This is a genomic window from Gammaproteobacteria bacterium, from assembly GCA_009845905.1.
GTDB lineage: Bacteria > Pseudomonadota > Gammaproteobacteria > Steroidobacterales > Foliamicaceae > Foliamicus.
Window position 1 is genome coordinate 705001 of record VXYS01000009.1, and the last position, 15678, is coordinate 720678.

The 15678-nt window shown below is 63.2% G+C and carries 14 protein-coding genes, 2 tRNA genes and 1 rRNA gene; 14 read left to right on the forward strand and 3 right to left on the reverse strand.

Annotated elements, in window-relative coordinates:
* The first annotated feature begins 62 nt into the window (after positions 1 to 62).
* Genes F4036_10665 through F4036_10675 form a run of 3 tightly spaced genes read left to right on the forward strand, consistent with a single transcriptional unit; the run spans position 63 to position 1802 of the window.
* The gene (locus F4036_10665) at positions 63 to 431 is read left to right on the forward strand and encodes a DUF1330 domain-containing protein (protein MYK38203.1); all 369 of its coding nucleotides are present in this window, start codon (positions 63 to 65) and stop codon (positions 429 to 431) included.
* 33 nt (positions 432 to 464) lie between these two features.
* Positions 465 to 983, forward strand: a complete 519-nt coding sequence (locus tag F4036_10670; GenBank protein MYK38204.1) for a DNA-deoxyinosine glycosylase — start codon at positions 465 to 467, stop codon at positions 981 to 983.
* A gap of 18 nt (positions 984 to 1001) precedes the next feature.
* Positions 1002 to 1802, forward strand: a complete 801-nt coding sequence (locus F4036_10675; protein MYK38205.1) for an SDR family NAD(P)-dependent oxidoreductase — start codon at positions 1002 to 1004, stop codon at positions 1800 to 1802.
* On the opposite strand, the gene F4036_10680 is transcribed toward F4036_10675, so the two are convergent.
* Positions 1799 to 3304: a PepSY domain-containing protein gene (locus F4036_10680; protein ID MYK38206.1), complete on the reverse strand. Its 1506-nt coding sequence runs from the start codon at positions 3302 to 3304 to the stop codon at positions 1799 to 1801. The two genes, F4036_10675 and F4036_10680, sit on opposite strands and share 4 nt — an antisense overlap.
* A 162-nt stretch (positions 3305 to 3466) precedes the next feature.
* Between F4036_10680 and F4036_10685 the strand changes: the two genes are divergently transcribed.
* The 8 genes from F4036_10685 (at position 3467) to F4036_10720 (ending at position 12041) form a co-directional block, all read left to right on the forward strand.
* Positions 3467 to 3925 carry a hypothetical protein gene (locus F4036_10685; protein MYK38207.1) on the forward strand — a complete coding sequence of 153 codons (459 nt, stop codon included), beginning with the start codon at positions 3467 to 3469 and terminating at the stop codon, positions 3923 to 3925.
* 110 nt (positions 3926 to 4035) lie between these two features.
* A complete protein-coding gene (locus tag F4036_10690) occupies positions 4036 to 5130 on the forward strand; it encodes an ABC transporter ATP-binding protein (protein ID MYK38208.1) in 1095 nt (364 codons plus the stop codon).
* Positions 5131 to 5193: 63 nt separating this feature from the next.
* Entirely contained in the window at positions 5194 to 6267 is a 1074-nt protein-coding gene (locus F4036_10695) for an ABC transporter substrate-binding protein (GenBank protein MYK38209.1), read from the forward strand.
* A gap of 39 nt (positions 6268 to 6306) precedes the next feature.
* Positions 6307 to 7497, forward strand: coding sequence for an ABC transporter permease (locus F4036_10700; GenBank protein ID MYK38210.1), 1191 nt, complete (start codon positions 6307 to 6309; stop codon positions 7495 to 7497).
* Between the two features lies 1 nt (position 7498).
* Positions 7499 to 8335, forward strand: a complete 837-nt coding sequence (locus F4036_10705) for an ABC transporter permease (protein ID MYK38211.1) — start codon at positions 7499 to 7501, stop codon at positions 8333 to 8335.
* A gap of 6 nt (positions 8336 to 8341) precedes the next feature.
* A complete protein-coding gene (locus F4036_10710) occupies positions 8342 to 9247 on the forward strand; it encodes a sterol desaturase family protein (protein ID MYK38212.1) in 906 nt (301 codons plus the stop codon).
* Complete coding sequence (locus F4036_10715; GenBank protein MYK38213.1) at positions 9244 to 10905, forward strand: GH3 auxin-responsive promoter family protein; 1662 nt, start codon at positions 9244 to 9246, stop codon at positions 10903 to 10905. The genes F4036_10710 and F4036_10715 overlap by 4 nt, the downstream gene beginning before the upstream one ends.
* Positions 10866 to 12041 (forward strand): hypothetical protein, encoded by a 1176-nt coding sequence (locus F4036_10720; protein ID MYK38214.1) that lies wholly within the window; start codon positions 10866 to 10868, stop codon positions 12039 to 12041. The genes F4036_10715 and F4036_10720 overlap by 40 nt, the downstream gene beginning before the upstream one ends.
* Before the next feature lie 5 nt (positions 12042 to 12046).
* Here F4036_10720 and F4036_10725 read toward each other — a convergent pair whose 3' ends face one another.
* Both F4036_10725 and F4036_10730 read right to left on the reverse strand, forming a co-directional pair.
* Positions 12047 to 13045: an LLM class flavin-dependent oxidoreductase gene (locus F4036_10725; protein MYK38215.1), complete on the reverse strand. Its 999-nt coding sequence runs from the start codon at positions 13043 to 13045 to the stop codon at positions 12047 to 12049.
* Positions 13046 to 13120: 75 nt separating this feature from the next.
* Complete coding sequence (locus F4036_10730; protein ID MYK38216.1) at positions 13121 to 13987, reverse strand: hypothetical protein; 867 nt, start codon at positions 13985 to 13987, stop codon at positions 13121 to 13123.
* 195 nt (positions 13988 to 14182) lie between these two features.
* On the opposite strand from F4036_10730, the gene F4036_10735 reads away from it, so the two are divergent.
* The 3 genes from F4036_10735 to F4036_10745 all read left to right on the forward strand — a co-directional run.
* Positions 14183 to 14259: transfer RNA gene (locus F4036_10735), tRNA-Ile, on the forward strand.
* Between the two features lie 62 nt (positions 14260 to 14321).
* A tRNA-Ala gene (locus F4036_10740) sits at positions 14322 to 14397 on the forward strand.
* A 190-nt stretch (positions 14398 to 14587) separates the two neighbouring features.
* Positions 14588 to 15678 (forward strand): 23S ribosomal RNA (locus F4036_10745); the annotation flags it as partial.

Consider the following 15678-nt stretch of genomic DNA (forward strand, 5'->3'; position numbering starts at 1 on the left):
TTTTCCCCGGGGCATTCCGCCCCCGGGAAAGTCCGCCTCTCCTGCATTTCGGTTTGTAGATCATGCGCCCGTTCGGCTATCGTTGCCGGCGGGTCGCCGAAATTGACTGCATCCCTGAAAGGGAGGAGGACTGGATGACTGCATACATCGTCGTTGCGGCGCGCGTGGACAAGCGCACCGAGGGTTTTATCGAGTATTCGAAGCGCGCCGGTGAGCTGACCAGCCGCTGTGGGGGCGAGTACATCGTGCGCGGTCCCGCCGAAACGGTCCTGGAGGGCGAGATGTGGGGCCAGCGCCCCTGCGTCATATCGCGCTGGCCTTCGCTGGAAGCCGCCAAGGCGTTCTGGAACTGCGAGGAATACCAGGAAGTGCTCAAGCCGCTGCGCGCCGACACCGGCCTCTACGACGTGGGCCTGTTCGAGGGCACCTGAGCGTCCGTTTTTACGCCGGCCACCGTCCAGGCGATGGGAATCAAGCGCGGATTTCCGCCCATCTTCGATTCGGGCGCACGAGTGCTTATTCTCGGATCCTTGCCGGGCGATGAATCGCTGCGCCGGCGACAGTATTACGGACATCCCCGGAACCAGTTCTGGGCGCTGATCGGGGCCGTTTTCGGGCGGGACTTGCCGCCCCTCGAGTATGAGCGGAAATGCGCATTCCTGCTGCGAAAGCGTATTGCCCTTTGGGACGTGCTGAAGGCGGCCGAGCGCCGCGGCAGTCTCGACACCGCCATTCGCAAGGAGCGCCCGAACGATCTGCCTGCGCTTTTCGGTGAATTGCCCGGCCTGCGCGCCGTTGCATGCAATGGCGGCAAGGCGCATCGATCGTTTCGCAGGCACTTTGGCGCCTGGCTGAATGAATATCCGGGCGAGATAGAGCTTTGCCGCTTGCCCTCCTCAAGCCCGGCCTACGCGGCCATGCCGCTTGAAGCCAAGGTTGGGCGCTGGCGGCAATTCCTGGACGCTGCGCTCGCGGATCCGTAGCGGATCCGCAGCGCGTGAATTGATAGCAATTTCTGCGAGGTAACTGTTGTGAAGATTGAAGGGTCTGTAGCGCTGGTGACCGGGTCAAACCGGGGCATCGGCCTGGGTTTCGTCAAGGTGCTGCTGGAGCGTGGCGCCAGCAAGGTTTACGCGACGGCGCGCGATGCCTGCAGCCTGCCGGACGTCGTGGATCTGGATCCATCGCGGATCACCGGCTTTGTCCTGGACATCGACGACGACGAGCAGCGCCGCTCGGTCGCCGAGCAGACGAGCGATACCAGCTTGTTGATCAACAATGCGGGAGTTCCCGGCAGCGAGAACGAGGATGAGCGGCGCTTCCTGCGCGCCAGCAGTCTTGACGACGCCCGCCGGTTGATGGAAACGGACTGCTTCTCGCCGATCGAAATGTGCCGCCTTTACCTGCCGAACATGGTAAAGCGGGGCGAGGGCGGCGTGATCAACATCCTCTCGATCGGCGCGATCTTCTGCCTGCCCACGCACGCGAGCTATTGCGCCGCCAAGGGCGCGCAGGCCCTCATGACCATGGGTCTTCGCGCCGACCTGGACGGCACCGGCGTGGACATCGCCGGTGTCTACACCGGCGGCGTGAGAACCCGCATGTCAGCCCGCGATATTCCGACGTTGCTTACCCCGGAAGAGCACGCAAGGGACGTGTTCGATGCCTTCGAGGCTGGTGAGCGGCATATTTTTGCCGGCCTGGGCGCCGGCGAAATGCGCGACACGATCCTGGCGGACCCCGGCGCCTTTGAGCAAAAGCAGATCGAACGATTCCGCAATCCCGAGACCGCCTGGGATTAACGGTTCTTCCAGCGCCACCAGAGGACGGGGCCCGTAAGCACCAGCAGGATAGCCAATCCGCCCACCAGGTCGTTGATCCACTTGAACTGCTCGTGAATGATGTTGCCGGTGTGCACGTCCACGACGAACAGGTAGAAGGTGGCGCCGGACAATTGCGGTGACTTCATTTCCGTCAGTGCGAAATCGCCGGACGGCCGCTCCCTGTAAAACCCCCTGCTGTTCTTCAGATGGATGGCCGAGTCGAGCCAAACGCCGTCGCTTATCATGGTCGCCGGCCCGCTGATCTGCGACCAATCGCTTGCACCGTCGCGCCGCTGAAGGTGGATTCCACGGTTATTGCTGAAGAACACGCGGTCCCGTACGCGGAACAGGTTGCCGCCCTGGTCGCCGATGTCCGAGTCGCCCCGCCAGGTTCTGCCGCCATCAGCCGTGTGCAGGAGGCCGAGCCGGGTGCTGACGCTTAGCCGCCGAGGCTCCCCCGGATACGCCACGACCTGCTCCAGTTCCTCGCCGAGCGAGCGGTACTGATAGGCGGGCGGCAGGGACGAGCGCTCCATCGGCACGTCCCGCGCCCAGTTTCCGAAGCCGACAACGTGATCCAGGATGATTCCGGTCACGCTCAGGTAAACGATCGGTATGAGCGCCAGCAGGCCGAACACGGTGGCGTGGGTGCGGTACAGCCATCGGTGTGTCTCGCGGCGCACCCTGGGGCCCGGTCCGGACCGCCGCCGCCACCGCCACGGAAGGAACCAGTAGAGAAAGCCGCTGACCGCCAGCACCGCCATCGCCAGTCCGCCCAGGTCGTTGATCAGCGTTGAGGCCGTGCGGCCGAAGATTCCGTAGCCGAAGTGAAGGTCGAAGACGAAATCATAGACACTCACCTGTTCCGGAAGTCCGGTCACCGTGACCTGATCCAGATTCAGCCATTCAATCCGGGAGGGGTCGGCGCGGCTGATGCGGAAAATGCGCTCATGGCCCACCACCCCGACCAGTTCATCCGGTCGGCTGCCGCTGGCAAGGCTGTCGATGCGCGTCCCTTCCAGTGCGAAGCGCTCGATGCCCAGGCCCTGTTCGGTCGTTCGCCACAGCCCGTCGTCGGTGGCCACGACCATTCCTTCGAGGCTGCCGTCGCCCGGGCGAACGAAGCGCAGCACCTGCGGCTTTTCGCCGCCGGGAAAGGCAACGTCGCGCCAGTTTTCGCCGCCGTCTTCGGTCAGCCACAGTCCGCGCTCGGAACCGCCCAGCCAGCGGTCCGGCCGTGCTTCGTCCACCGCAACGTAGCGCATGACCGTGGCGGGCAGCAGGCGCGCGACTCTCGTTGACAGCCAGGATTCGGGTACGGTCAGCTGCCGCTGCCAGCGCCACTCGTCGTGGTCCAGCAGGATTCCGCTCACGCCAAGTACCAGCAGCCAGGCGCCCGCGGCAAGCCCCGCCCACTTGTGCAACGTCAACAGTGCACGGTTGAACGGCGTGCGCCGCTTTGGTCCACTTTTGCGACTCACTGGATCGCCCTACACTTGTCTCCGATTGCCTCCGTCGGGGAAGTTATCGAAACTCCCGGGGTGCGTTTCGAGCGTAAGATACACGGTCTCCTGAGGGTTCTCCTCCGACTTGGGCGTTTCCGGACGGCTGGTAAGCTTTGGGGGATTGAAGACGGGGGTTGAATGAAAGGTAGCCGGCTTACGCTGGTACTGATGGGCGTGCTGACCGCGCTGTTCGTGCTGCGCGTATGTGCACAGCTCGTGCAGGCGTTGTTCCCCGTGGACTGGATTCCGGAGTTCGATGCCTGGCAAAGCGGCGTGCTGCCGTACCCGGTCCTGCTCGCCGGCCAGTTCGGCATTATCGGGTTGATGAGTTTTGTGCTGCACAGGGTGCGCAACGGCACGATACGGGCAAGGCCCTGGAAGTATCGGGTTTGTCTTGTTTTCGGCGGCGCCTACTTTGCCGTCATGGCTTTTCGCTGGTTGGCCGGCCTGACGTTTCTGGCCGATCAGGCCTGGTTCGCGAAGTCGCTGCCGGCCTTCTTTCACCTGGTTCTCGCCTCGTTCGTTCTGTTGCTTGGCCTGCATATCCGCCGGCGGAAACGAAACCCGAAAATCTTCAGCTACTCCCCGCGCGGCTAGGGACCCCCCGGCCTGCCGGCGATCCGGTTTGCTTTTACCCGAGCGGTCTTTCACAATGTCGCCGCCCGGTTTCGGGGCCGCCGGACCGCCAGGAATCCATTGAAAGCGCAATGAACCAGTCAGCGCCGCACGTCGAGTACCTCGCAGTGCACAAGCGCTACGCGGAGTCGGACTGGGTCGTGCGCGATCTCGACCTCGAGTTGAATCGCGGCGAGTTCCTGACGCTCCTGGGCCCGTCGGGTTCCGGCAAGACGACCTGCCTGATGATGCTGGCCGGTTTCGAACCGCCGACCAGCGGCGATATACGCATCAACGGAGTTTCGGTTGCCGGCTTGCCGCCGGACAAGCGGGGCATCGGCGTGGTCTTTCAGAATTACGCGCTGTTCCCGCACATGAGCGTGGGTGCAAACCTGGCCTTTCCCCTGGAAGTGCGCGGCCTGAGCTCCGGGCAGCGCCGCGAGCGCGTCGCGCGGGCGCTGGAGCTCGTGCGCCTGGAGGACTTTGAGGACCGCCGGCCGAACCAGCTGTCCGGCGGACAGCAGCAGCGCGTGGCCATAGCGCGGGCGCTGGTGTTCGAACCGGAACTCGTGCTGATGGACGAACCGCTGGGCGCCCTGGACCGGCGCCTGCGAGAGCAACTGCAATACGAAATCCGGCGCATTCAGCGGCAGCTCGGAGTCACCGTGCTGTACGTGACGCACGATCAGCAGGAGGCCATGGCGATGTCCGACCGCGTGGCCGTTTTCCGGGCCGGCCGGATAGAACAGGTGGCGACACCGGAGGTCCTGTACGAGGAACCGCAGAGGCCCTTCGTGGCCAGCTTTATCGGCGAGAACAACCTGCTGAAGGGGCGGATCGTGTCGGTGGAACGCGGAGTGTGCGAGGTGGAAGTGGCGGAACAGCGTTTGCAGGCCGCCCACATCGCCGACCTGCCTCCGGGCAGCGAAACGCTGGTCGCCATTCGCCCGGAAAGGGTCAACATCGCGCCGCTGTCGATGCAGTATTCGAACGAGTTCAACGCCCTGGTGGAGGACATCAGCTTTCTCGGCGATCATCTGCGCGTCCGGCTGGAGGTTTGCGGCAGTTCGGATTTCATCGCCAAGATCCCCAATATCGTGGGTCATGGCGGCATTCTGCCGGGCGACCGGGTTCGAATCGGCTGGGGTGCGCTGGATTGCCGGGCGCTCGAGGCCGCAACCTATTGAGAGAAGAGACGGGAGCATTACGTGAGTGAGCATTTGCTGAAAATATCCCGGTCGGGGGCTGCAATGGCGGCAGGACGCTGGCTGGCGCTGGTCCTGCTGGCGTCCGCGGGCGCCGTGTCGGCGCAATCGATCACGGTGGTTTCCTGGGGCGGTTCGTATGCGCGGGCCAGCCAGGAGGCCTACCACAAGGCGTTTACCGAGGAAACCGGCATCGAGGTGCTGCTGGAGGACTACAACGGCGGTCTGGCGCAGATCCGGGCGCAGGTGGATGTCGGCGCCGTGCATTGGGACGTCGTGGACATGGAGATGCCGGATGCGCGCCTGGCCTGCGACGAGGGTCTCATCGAACTGATGGATCTTGCGGATCTGCCGGCGGGCGTGAACGGCGAATCGGCCGAAGACGACTATCCGGCCGAATCGGTCTCCGAATGCGGCGCCGCGATGCTGTTCTATTCGACGGTCTTCGCCTATAACCGGAATTTTCTGCAAGGCACTGCGCCGGAAACCATTGCGGACTTCTTCGATCTGGAAAAGTTTCCCGGCCGCCGTGGCATGCGCCGCTCGCCGCTGGTGAACCTCGAATTCGCGCTGGCGGCCGACGGCGTGGCGCTGGACGAGGTGTACCGGGTTCTGGATACACCCGAAGGCCTGAACCGCGCTTTCCGCAAGCTCGATACGATCAAGGACCAGGTGGTGTGGTGGGAAGCCGGCGCTCAGCCCCCGCAGTTGCTTGCCGACGGCGAAGTGATCATGAGCACCGCCTACAACGGCCGGATCTTCAATGCCCAGGTGCTGGAAGACCAGCCGTTCGTGATTGTCTGGGACGCCCAGGCGCTCGACAGCGGGCTGCTGGCAATCGTCGCCGGCACGCCGCGCTATGAAGCGGCCAGGCAATTCGTGCTATTCGCCAACCGTCCGCGCTCGATCAGCAACATCAGCCAGTACATCTCCTATGGTCCGGTGCGCGTTTCCGCCCGCGCGCTGGTGGACAGGCATCTCGAGACCGGCGTCGTGATGGAGCCGCACATGCCCACCTCGCCGGAGAACCTGAAGCGGTCCCTGCAGCTGGACTGGCGCTGGTGGAGCGAGAACCGCGACGAGATGTACGAACGATTCAGCGCCTGGCTGGCCCGCTGACGCAGAGCTCATAAAGCCTTGAAACGGTTCCTGCCCGGCATGCACGCGGCGCCGCGGCTGCGCGCCCTGGCGCTGGTCCTGCCGCTTCTGGCCTTCGTAACGCTCAGTTTCGTCGTTCCGCTGGCGACGCTGCTGGGCAAGAGCGCGTATCAGCCGGAAGTCTCGCAGGTTTTTCCGGAAACGATGAACGTGCTCGCCGAATGGGACGGCGAAGGGCTGCCCCCCGAGGCCGCTTTCGCCGCCATTGCCGGAGAGCTGACCAAGGCGCTGGACGAGCGCACGCTGCCGCGAGTGAGCGGCGCCATCAATCGTGTCCAAAGCGGCATGCGCGGAGTGCTCAATCGGACCGCGCGGCGGTTGGCAAGGACCGACTTCGCCGGCACCTGGCGGGAGACTCTGGCGGGAATCAGCGGCGACTGGCTTCAGCCGCGTACCTGGCTCGCAATCCGGGAGGCCGGCGCGCGTTTTACCCTGCGGCATTACCTGCAGGCCCTCGATCTCGAACTCAAGGAGGACGGCAGCATCGGCCTTCGCCCGGACGACAGCCGGGTCTACACACCGCTGATGTGGCGAACCCTGCTGGTAAGCCTGGGCGTGACGCTGCTTTGCCTGCTCATCGGCTACCCCATCGCCTACATGGTCGCCAATTCACCGCCCAGGCGAAGCCGTTTGCTGTTGCTGCTGGTGCTGGTCCCGTTCTGGACTTCGTTGCTGGTGCGCACCACGGCCTGGATCGTGCTGTTGCAGCGCCAGGGCGTAATCAACGGTCTGCTGGTTGGTCTCGGCATCCTGCCCGACGACGCCCGGCTACAGATGATCTACAACATGACCGGCACCTTCGTGGCAATGACCCACGTGCTGCTGCCGTTCATGGTCCTGCCGCTGTACTCGGTGATGCGGTCGATTCCCTCGTCGCACATGCCGGCCGCCGTTTCGCTGGGCGCTTCGCCGCTGGAGGCGTTCCGGCGGGTCTACCTGCCGCAGACCCTGCCCGGGATCGGCGCCGGTTCGCTTCTGGTGTTCATTCTTGCAATCGGCTACTACATCACGCCGGCGCTGGTGGGCGGGCGCACCGGGGAGCTGATTTCCAGCCAGATCGCCTATCACGTGCAGACGTCCCTGAACTGGGGACTGGCGGCGGCTCTGAGCAGCATCCTGCTGGTGGCCGTGACCGTCCTGTATCTGATCTACAGCCGCGTGGTCGGCATCGAACGGATGAGGCTGGGCTGAGATGAAGACAATTCCGGGAAGGCGGTTGGGACGTTACGGCTTGAATGCGTTTTGCATTGCGGGCTTCGTTTTCCTGGTGGCGCCGATCCTGGTGATCGTGCCGCTGAGTTTCAACGCCGAGCCCTACTTCACTTTCACCGAGGGCATGCTGCGCCTGGACCCGGAAGCCTGGTCCCTGCGCTGGTACAACGCGATCGTGGACGACGAGGCATGGAGCCGGGCGCTCGTCAACAGCCTGCTGATCGGCAGCGCGTCCACGATACTGGCGACCACCCTGGGTACGCTCGCCGCGCTCGGCCTGGCCAGTCCGTCCATGCCGGGGCGCAGCCTGGTCACGGCGGTGCTGATATCGCCCATGATCACGCCGATCATCATCGTGGCGGTCGGCGTGTTCTTCTTCTACTCGGGTCTCGGCCTGGGTCAGACGCATGCGGGACTGATCCTTGCCCATGCGGCGCTGGGCGCGCCGTTCGTGGTGATCACCGTGACCGCCACGCTGGCCGGGTTCGATCGCACCGTGCTGCGGGCGGCCGCCAGTCTCGGCGCCGGGCCCATGCGGCGCTTCTTCCGTATCCAGTTGCCGCTCATCTCCCCGGGGGTCTTCTCCGGTGGCCTGTTCGCATTCGCCGCCTCGTTCGACGAAGTCGTCGTCGTGCTGTTTCTCGGGGGACTGGAGCAGCGCACGATACCGCGCCAGATGTGGGCCGGCATACGCGAACAGATCAGTCCCGCGATTCTGGCCCTGGCCGTGTTCCTGATCGCCTTCGCCGTCGTTGTCCTGCTGACCGTGGAATGGCTGCGGAATCGTTCCGCTGCCGCGCAAAGATCGGTACATTAGTCCTCTGTGACCGAAAGCAACCTGAGTACGCGGGGTCGGCTCGTCGCCGCCTCGGCCTATCCGGTCGTCATGGCGCTGGCCTGCGCTTCGTTCGCGGGGTTTTCCCTGCTGGGCCTGACCGCTGCGCTGAGCGCATACGCGGCCGTGCTGCTTGGAGCGGTCCTGATCACCTGGCATGAACTCATGCTCCCGTACCGGCGGGCCTGGAAGCCGGCCGCCCCGGAGGTGGGCTCCGACGCGATGTTTCTGGGCGCGGTGCAGATCGGCGTGCCGCTGCTGCTGAGCGTTACGCTGGTGGTGGCGCTGGCGGACTGGTTGCGCGCCCAGGGTCTGATCGTCGCGGATGTCTGGCCCCATCAATGGCCTGTCTGGGCACAGGCGGCGCTGATGATGCTGGCCGCGGATTTCGGACGTTACTGGCTGCATCGCGCCTTCCACAAGTTCTCTCCGATGTGGCGGCTGCACGCGGTGCATCACTCGCCGCACCGCTTGTACTGGGTCAACGTCGGCCGGTTCCATCCACTGGAGAAAGCCATCCAGTACTGCCTGGACGCACTGCCGTTTGCGCTGGTCGGCGTATCCGGCGAAGTCCTGGCGGCGTATTTCGTCTTTTACGCCGTCAACGGCTTCTATCAGCATTCCAACTGCCTGGTGCGGCTGGGCCCGCTGAATTACCTGATCGCCGGGCCCGAGCTTCATCGCTGGCATCACTCAGAACTGCCGGAGGAATCCAACAACAACTTCGGAAACAACCTCATCGTGTGGGACCTGCTGTTCGGCACCCGGTTCCTGCCCGAAGACCGCGAGGTCGGACCGCTGGGCCTGGTGAACCGCGCCTACCCGATGGGGTTCTGGGCGCAGATGCGAACGCCCTTCATGCCGGACCTTGAAGGCGCTGCCGGCAACCAGTGACCGAAGAACGTCCGCCGCTCAAGTACGCAGCGCTGCGCGCCGCCCTGGCGTTCAGGTTTGACGGCCGGCATCAGTCGCTGCTCAATGCCACGGGCAATCCGCGAGCCGCACAGAACGCGCTGTTGCGCCGGATCCTGGTTACGAATGCCAACACGCATTTCGGGGCCCGCCACAATTTCAGGCAAATCCGGGATCCGGGGGCTTATAGGCAGGCGGTCCCGACCAAGACCTACGAGGATCTGCGCAAGTACGTGGAGGTGCAGGACCGGACGGGACAACCGTACCTCACCGCCGACCGGCCGGTCTATTACCATCGCACCAGCGGTACGCTCGGGGCGGTCAAGGACATTCCCGTAACCAGCGCCGGCCTCGGCCGGGTAAAGGAGAACCAGCAACTGTTCGCGTACTCGGTGGCGCGGGGCACCCGGGCTTTCGAAGGCCGGGTGCTGGGGATCACCGGACAGGCAATAGAGGGACTGATGCCGTCCGGGCTGCCGTATGGCTCGGCTTCGGGCCTTTTGTACAAGCGGATGTCGAAACTGGTCCGCAGGAAGTACGTATTGCCGCCGGAAATCGCGGATATTCCCGATTACGATCTGCGCTACTTCGCCACCGCGGCATTTGCGCTTGCCGAGCGCAACGTAACCGGCATCGGGACGGCCAACCCCTCCACGCTGGTGCGGATCCTCGACCTGATCCAGAGCGAGCCGGAGGCCCTGATCAAGGCTGTCCACGAGGGCCGGCTGCCCCAGGGGGCCAACCTGCCCGCCGACAGCGCGCTGACCCCGGATCGCGGGAGGGCGCGCGAGCTGGAAGGCCTGCTCGCCGAGAAGGCCGCGCTCGACTACGGGGCCATCTGGCCCAACCTCAGGGCGATCATGACCTGGACCGGGGGCAGTTGCAGCGTGCCGCTTCGACGGCTGGCCGATTCCATTCCGGCCGGAACTTCGATCATCGAACTGGGTTACATCGCCAGCGAATTCCAGGGCACGATCAATATCGATGCGGCCGAAAACGTCTGCGTCCCGACTTTGCTGGACAACTTCTTCGAGTTCGTGGAGCGCGAGGCCCGGGAGGCGGGCAGCAAGGATTTTCTGCTGCTCGACGAACTGGAAGAGGGCGGCGAGTACTACGTTTTCGTCACCACCCAGGACGGCCTCTACCGCTACGACATGAACGACATCGTGCGGGTAACGCGCATGCTAAACGCAACGCCCTGTCTTGAGTTCGTGCAAAAGGGCAAAGGGGTGACGAGCATTACGGGCGAGAAACTCTACGAGAAGCAGGTGCTGGACGCCGTGATGGCGGCGACGGGCCGCCTGGGCGTTTCGCCGAATTTCTTCGTCATGCTGGCCGATCCGGAAGCGGCAACGTACACGCTGTACCTGGAAGCCTCTCGGCGTGAAACGTTTGAATCATCGGAACTCGCCGATGCCGTCGACCGTGGATTGTGCGAGGCCAATATCGAATACGACAGCAAGCGCGGCAGCGGACGGCTGGCCCCGGTCGAGATCAAACGGCTGCGTCCGGGAACCGGCGGCGAATTCCGCGCCGACCGGGTGGCCGCGGGGCAGCGCGACTCGCAATTCAAGTACCTGCACCTGCAGTACGCACACGAATGTCCGTTCAACTTCGGCGCGCATGCGGAACCGGTTTGAGTGCCAGGCGGCCGGTCATGCGCATCGAAGGCCTTGACGCCTATCGGTTTCCCGTGCCGTTCAGAATGGTGTTCCGGCACGCTTCCGCGAGCCGCTCGGAATCCTCCAACGTCATAGTCGCCGCCCGGGCACCTGACGGAGTGACCGGCTACGGCGAAGGTTGCCCGCGCGAGTACGTGACCGGCGAGAGCGTAGATACGGCCGTGGCGTTTATCACGAAACACAAGCTGTCATTGATCCGGCATGTTGAGGGTCTGGGCGGACTTCTTGCTTGGATTCAGGCACATGATGATGAAATCGACGCCAGTCCGGCCGCCTTCTGCGGGCTCGAGATTGCGGTCCTGGATTTGCTGGGCAAGTTTGAGCAACGGCCCATTGAGGATTTGCTTGGAGTGTCCCGCTTAACCGGCAGTTACAGGTATTCGGCTGTACTTGGCGAAGCGTCTCTCTCTGCTTACCAGCGGCAGGCGCAACAGTACTGGGAGATGGGATTTCGCGATCTCAAGGTCAAGGTGTCCGGCGACGCGAAGAAAGACCGGCGCAAACTGGCGCTGCTGACTGGTCAGGGCGACACCGATCTGCGGATTCGGCTGGACGCCAACAACCTGTGGCGCGATGCGGCCGACGCCATCGGCTACCTGAAGTCCCTGCGCACGCATGTCTTCGCCATCGAAGAGCCGTTGCGGAGCGGAGATCTGGAAGGTTTTCGACAGGTGGCCCGCGAATGCGCGGTCAAGGTCATTCTGGACGAAAGCCTGGTTCGAACAAGACAACTGAAGGCGCTGGACGATCCGGAGTGCTGGATCGTCAATCTCCGCGTGTCCAAGATGGGCGGCATCATCCGGTCGCTGGAACTGGCGCAAGAGGCGGTTCGTCGTGGTATCGGTCTCATCGTGGGCGCGCAGGTGGGCGAGACCAGCATCCTCACGCGCGCCTCGCTGGCGGTGATGAACGAGCATCGGCAGTCCCTTGTCGCCGCGGAAGGCGCCTTCGGCACACTTCTGCTGGAGCAGGACCTGACCGAGCCCTGCCTGATGTTCGGTCCGGAAGGGGCCTTGAAGGTTGGTAGCGTCCTGGATCCCGCGAGCCCCGGACTGGGCCTGGAAGTGCGCGAGGATCTCCTGATCCCCGCCTGATCCCGCTATTTTCGGAAGGCGGGAATGACCTCCTCGCCCATGAGGCGTATCGCTTCTTTCGGGTCCGGGCCCAATGGGCCGCCCAGGTTGACCTCGTTGATGCCGGCGTCCGCCAACTCATGGATCTGGTCGATAACTTCCGCGGGCGTTCCGGCAATACCCAATCGGAGCATTTCCGGAGTTACCCGGTCGCGAGCCTCCTCCATGCGCCCGGCGTCCACCAGTTCACGCAACGGAGCGAAGTCGTGGGCGCCGAGTCCAATGGTGCGCAATGCATGGTCCTCAAGATAGGGGCCGAAATAAGCGGCCAGGTTCTTCATGACCTCCGAGGCCGCTGCTTTCTCTGTTGACAGCGAAAGCCAGCCGCAGCCGGACACCACGTAGTCGGGCGTCGGATCCGGGCGCGCGGCCAGCCCTTCGCGTATCGGAGCGATCATCTGCTTCGCCGACGCGGGAGGCGTGATCATCGGCAGGCTGCCGTCGCCGATCTCGCCGCTCAGGCGCAGAAAGTCTTCGCCGAAGGCGGACAGATAGATCGGAATGTCGGGGCGCAGCGGCTTGAAGCGCAGGTAGCACTCCGGCCCCCACTGAAACACCTCGCCGTCGTACTCCATCACGTCCCCCCGCCACAGGCCGCGGATCAGGTGCACGGCTTCGCGATGACGCTGCAGGTAGTCGGATGCGTCGACACCGGCCCAGCCGATCATGTCCAGCGTGTGCAGGCCCATGCCGAGAATGAAACGTCCCCCGGAAAGCTCGTCCAGCGTCGCCGCGTACGTGGCCAGCTCCACGGGATGGGTGGTGTAGGGGTTGGTGCCTACCGATCCGATCCGAATGCGTTTGGTGGCGGTTGCGACTGCGGAAGTCGTTACCCAGGTGTGGCGCATGAAGGTGTCGTGCGGGAACCATACGCTGTCGAAGCCGGCCTTCTCGCCGGCGACCGCCAGGCGTACCAGGTCCGGCACGGAGCCCAGGTATTCGATCAGCCTCAAGCCGAAGCGCATGGCTCAGTCCAGGCGCGCGAACGTCGAAAGCTAAGCGTGAGCGGGGGGCGGCAATCCGTGCGTGCTGTCGGGCGGCTAGTAGTAGGCGGCTTCGGACTCAACCTTCGGGGAGTACTCGGCCAATTCCGGCGGCAGCACCGGATTCAGCTTGGCGTCCCAGCTGAACAGGTGTTCGCCGGGCTGGAAATCGGTCGACAGCGGACCGCCCTGGGTGCGGAAGAACAGCAGGTTGCCGGTCTTGGAGCCGAACGGCCCGTGGGGCATGCCGGGTGGCCTCCAGAAATAGGCTCCTGGTTTCATCAGGCCGGTGTCGCCGGTCAGATCGCCCGTGATCAGGTACATCTCCTCCACCACGGGATGGATCTCGATCACGTCGTTGCGCCACAGCGGAGGCGCCGAAAGCACCCAAGTCTGGTCCTGGGTATGCGGATCTTCGCGGCAGATGATGCGGGAGAACTTTCGGAACCCGTCCAGCATGCCGTCGCCCTCGTCCACGTCAACGCCGAGCTCGCGCAGACTGGTATCCAGCTTGGTGCCGAGCACGTCCACCTTCTCCACGAAGCGCTCCAAGTCGTCGTCCGGCCCTTCGCCGGCCGAAGTCTCCGGCACGCCGGACACGAATGTGAGAGCTACGGCGCCATTCCTGCTCGATGCGCTGTGCCGGGTGTGACCGGCCGGGATGTGGGCATAGCATAGCTCGCCGTACTCGACGCCGTTGATTTCGAGATCCCCGTCCAGGACCAGCAATTCTTCATCGGTGCCGAGGTGCTCGGCGGAAGGCCGCGACCAGCCGGCCGGATAACGAACCATCGTGCTGGCCGCGCCTGTCTCGTCGTCTTCGCTCAGGATCTTGACGGCCGCTCCGTCAAACCGTCCGCTCCACAGGTCTTCGCGCCAGGGAACCGCCTGCGACTGGATGAACTCGATATGTGGTCTGGCCATGGAAACCTCCCAATAATTCAGGCTCGCAAGAATGCCACAGATTTGCCGGAGGCACTATTGACGGGAGGTCGAAATGGCCTACAATTGCAAATCCTTTGGCGTATGGGCGCGTCGGGGATTTTGATCTTTTACAACGGCACGCAACTTGTGCGCGCCCGTCTTCGGCGGGCCGGCATAGAAGCGTGCGTCGTGCGCGGGTCTGTAGCTCAGTTGGTTAGAGCGCACCCCTGATAAGGGTGAGGTCGGAAGTTCAAATCTTCCCAGACCCACCAGGCTGGAACAGACCGTATTCGAAGGAGTGGCCGGGAACTTACGCGGCCTTTCCGCCGCCCCCGGGGCTGTAGCTCAGCCGGGAGAGCGTCTGCTTTGCAAGCAGAAGGTCGTCGGTTCGATCCCGATCAGCTCCACCAGATTCAAACGCGTGGCCTCATCGCCGCGCCGCACTTTTACAAACAGGATTGTTCCATTGCAAATATAGGCGGGTCCCGCTCCCAATGGGCAGGATTCGCTTGCAATGTTGAACTTGTGGGAACTGCATTCGCGTGGTTATTTCACACGCCCCGAACAGTCTCCTTGAGGGGAATGTTTCGGGTGACGTGGTTTAAGTAATCAAGCGCACATGGTGGATGCCTGGGCGGCAGAAGGCGATGAAGGACGTTGTAGCATGCGATAAGCCTCGGGGAGCCTGCAAACTGGCTTTGATCCGGGGATTTCCGAATGGGGAAACCCGGCCGTTTACGGTCATTGCGCACTGAATACATAGGTGCGTTAAAGCAAACCCGGGGAACTGAAACATCTAAGTACCCGGAGGAACAGAAATCAACCGAGATTCCCCCAGTAGCGGCGAGCGAACGGGGAACAGCCCAGTTCACCGGAATCACATCAAAACCTAGCAAAACAGACTGGAAAGTCTGGCCAAAGAAGGTGATAGCCCTGTATGCGAAAGGATGCGATGTGTGGGTGACGAAGAGTAGGGCGGGGCACGTGCAACCTTGTCTGAACATGGGGGGCCCATCCTCCAAGGCTAAATACTCTCTGCCGACCGATAGCGAACTAGTACCGTGAGGGAAAGGTGAAAAGAACCCCGGTGAGGGGAGTGAAATAGAACCTGAAACCGTGTGCGTACAAGCAGTGGGAGCCTGGTCTTCGGACCGGGTGACCGCGTACCTTTTGTATAATGGGTCAGCGAGTTACGTCTCAGTGGCAAGCTTAACCGTGTAGGGTAGGCGTAGGGAAACCGAGTCTTAAATGGGCGATCGAGTCGCTGGGAGTAGACCCGAAACCAGGCGAGCTATCCATGGCCAGGGTGAAGGCAGGGTAATACCTGCTGGAGGCCCGAACCGGGTAATGTTGAAAAATTATCGGATGAGCTGTGGATAGGAGTGAAAGGCTAATCAAGCCTGGAGATAGCTGGTTCTCCCCGAAAGCTATTTAGGTAGCGCCTCGTGTATCACTACCGGGGGTAGAGCACTGTTTCGGCTAGGGGGTCATACCGATTTACCAAACCGATGCAAACTCCGAATACCGGTAAGTGCAGCACGGGAGACACACGGCGGGTGCTAAGGTTCGTCGTGGAAAGGGAAACAGCCCAGACCGCCAGCTAAGGTCCCCAAATTACGGCTAAGTGGTAAACGAAGTGGGAAGGCCCAGACAGCCAGGAGGTTGGCTTAGAAGCAGCCATCCTTTAAAGA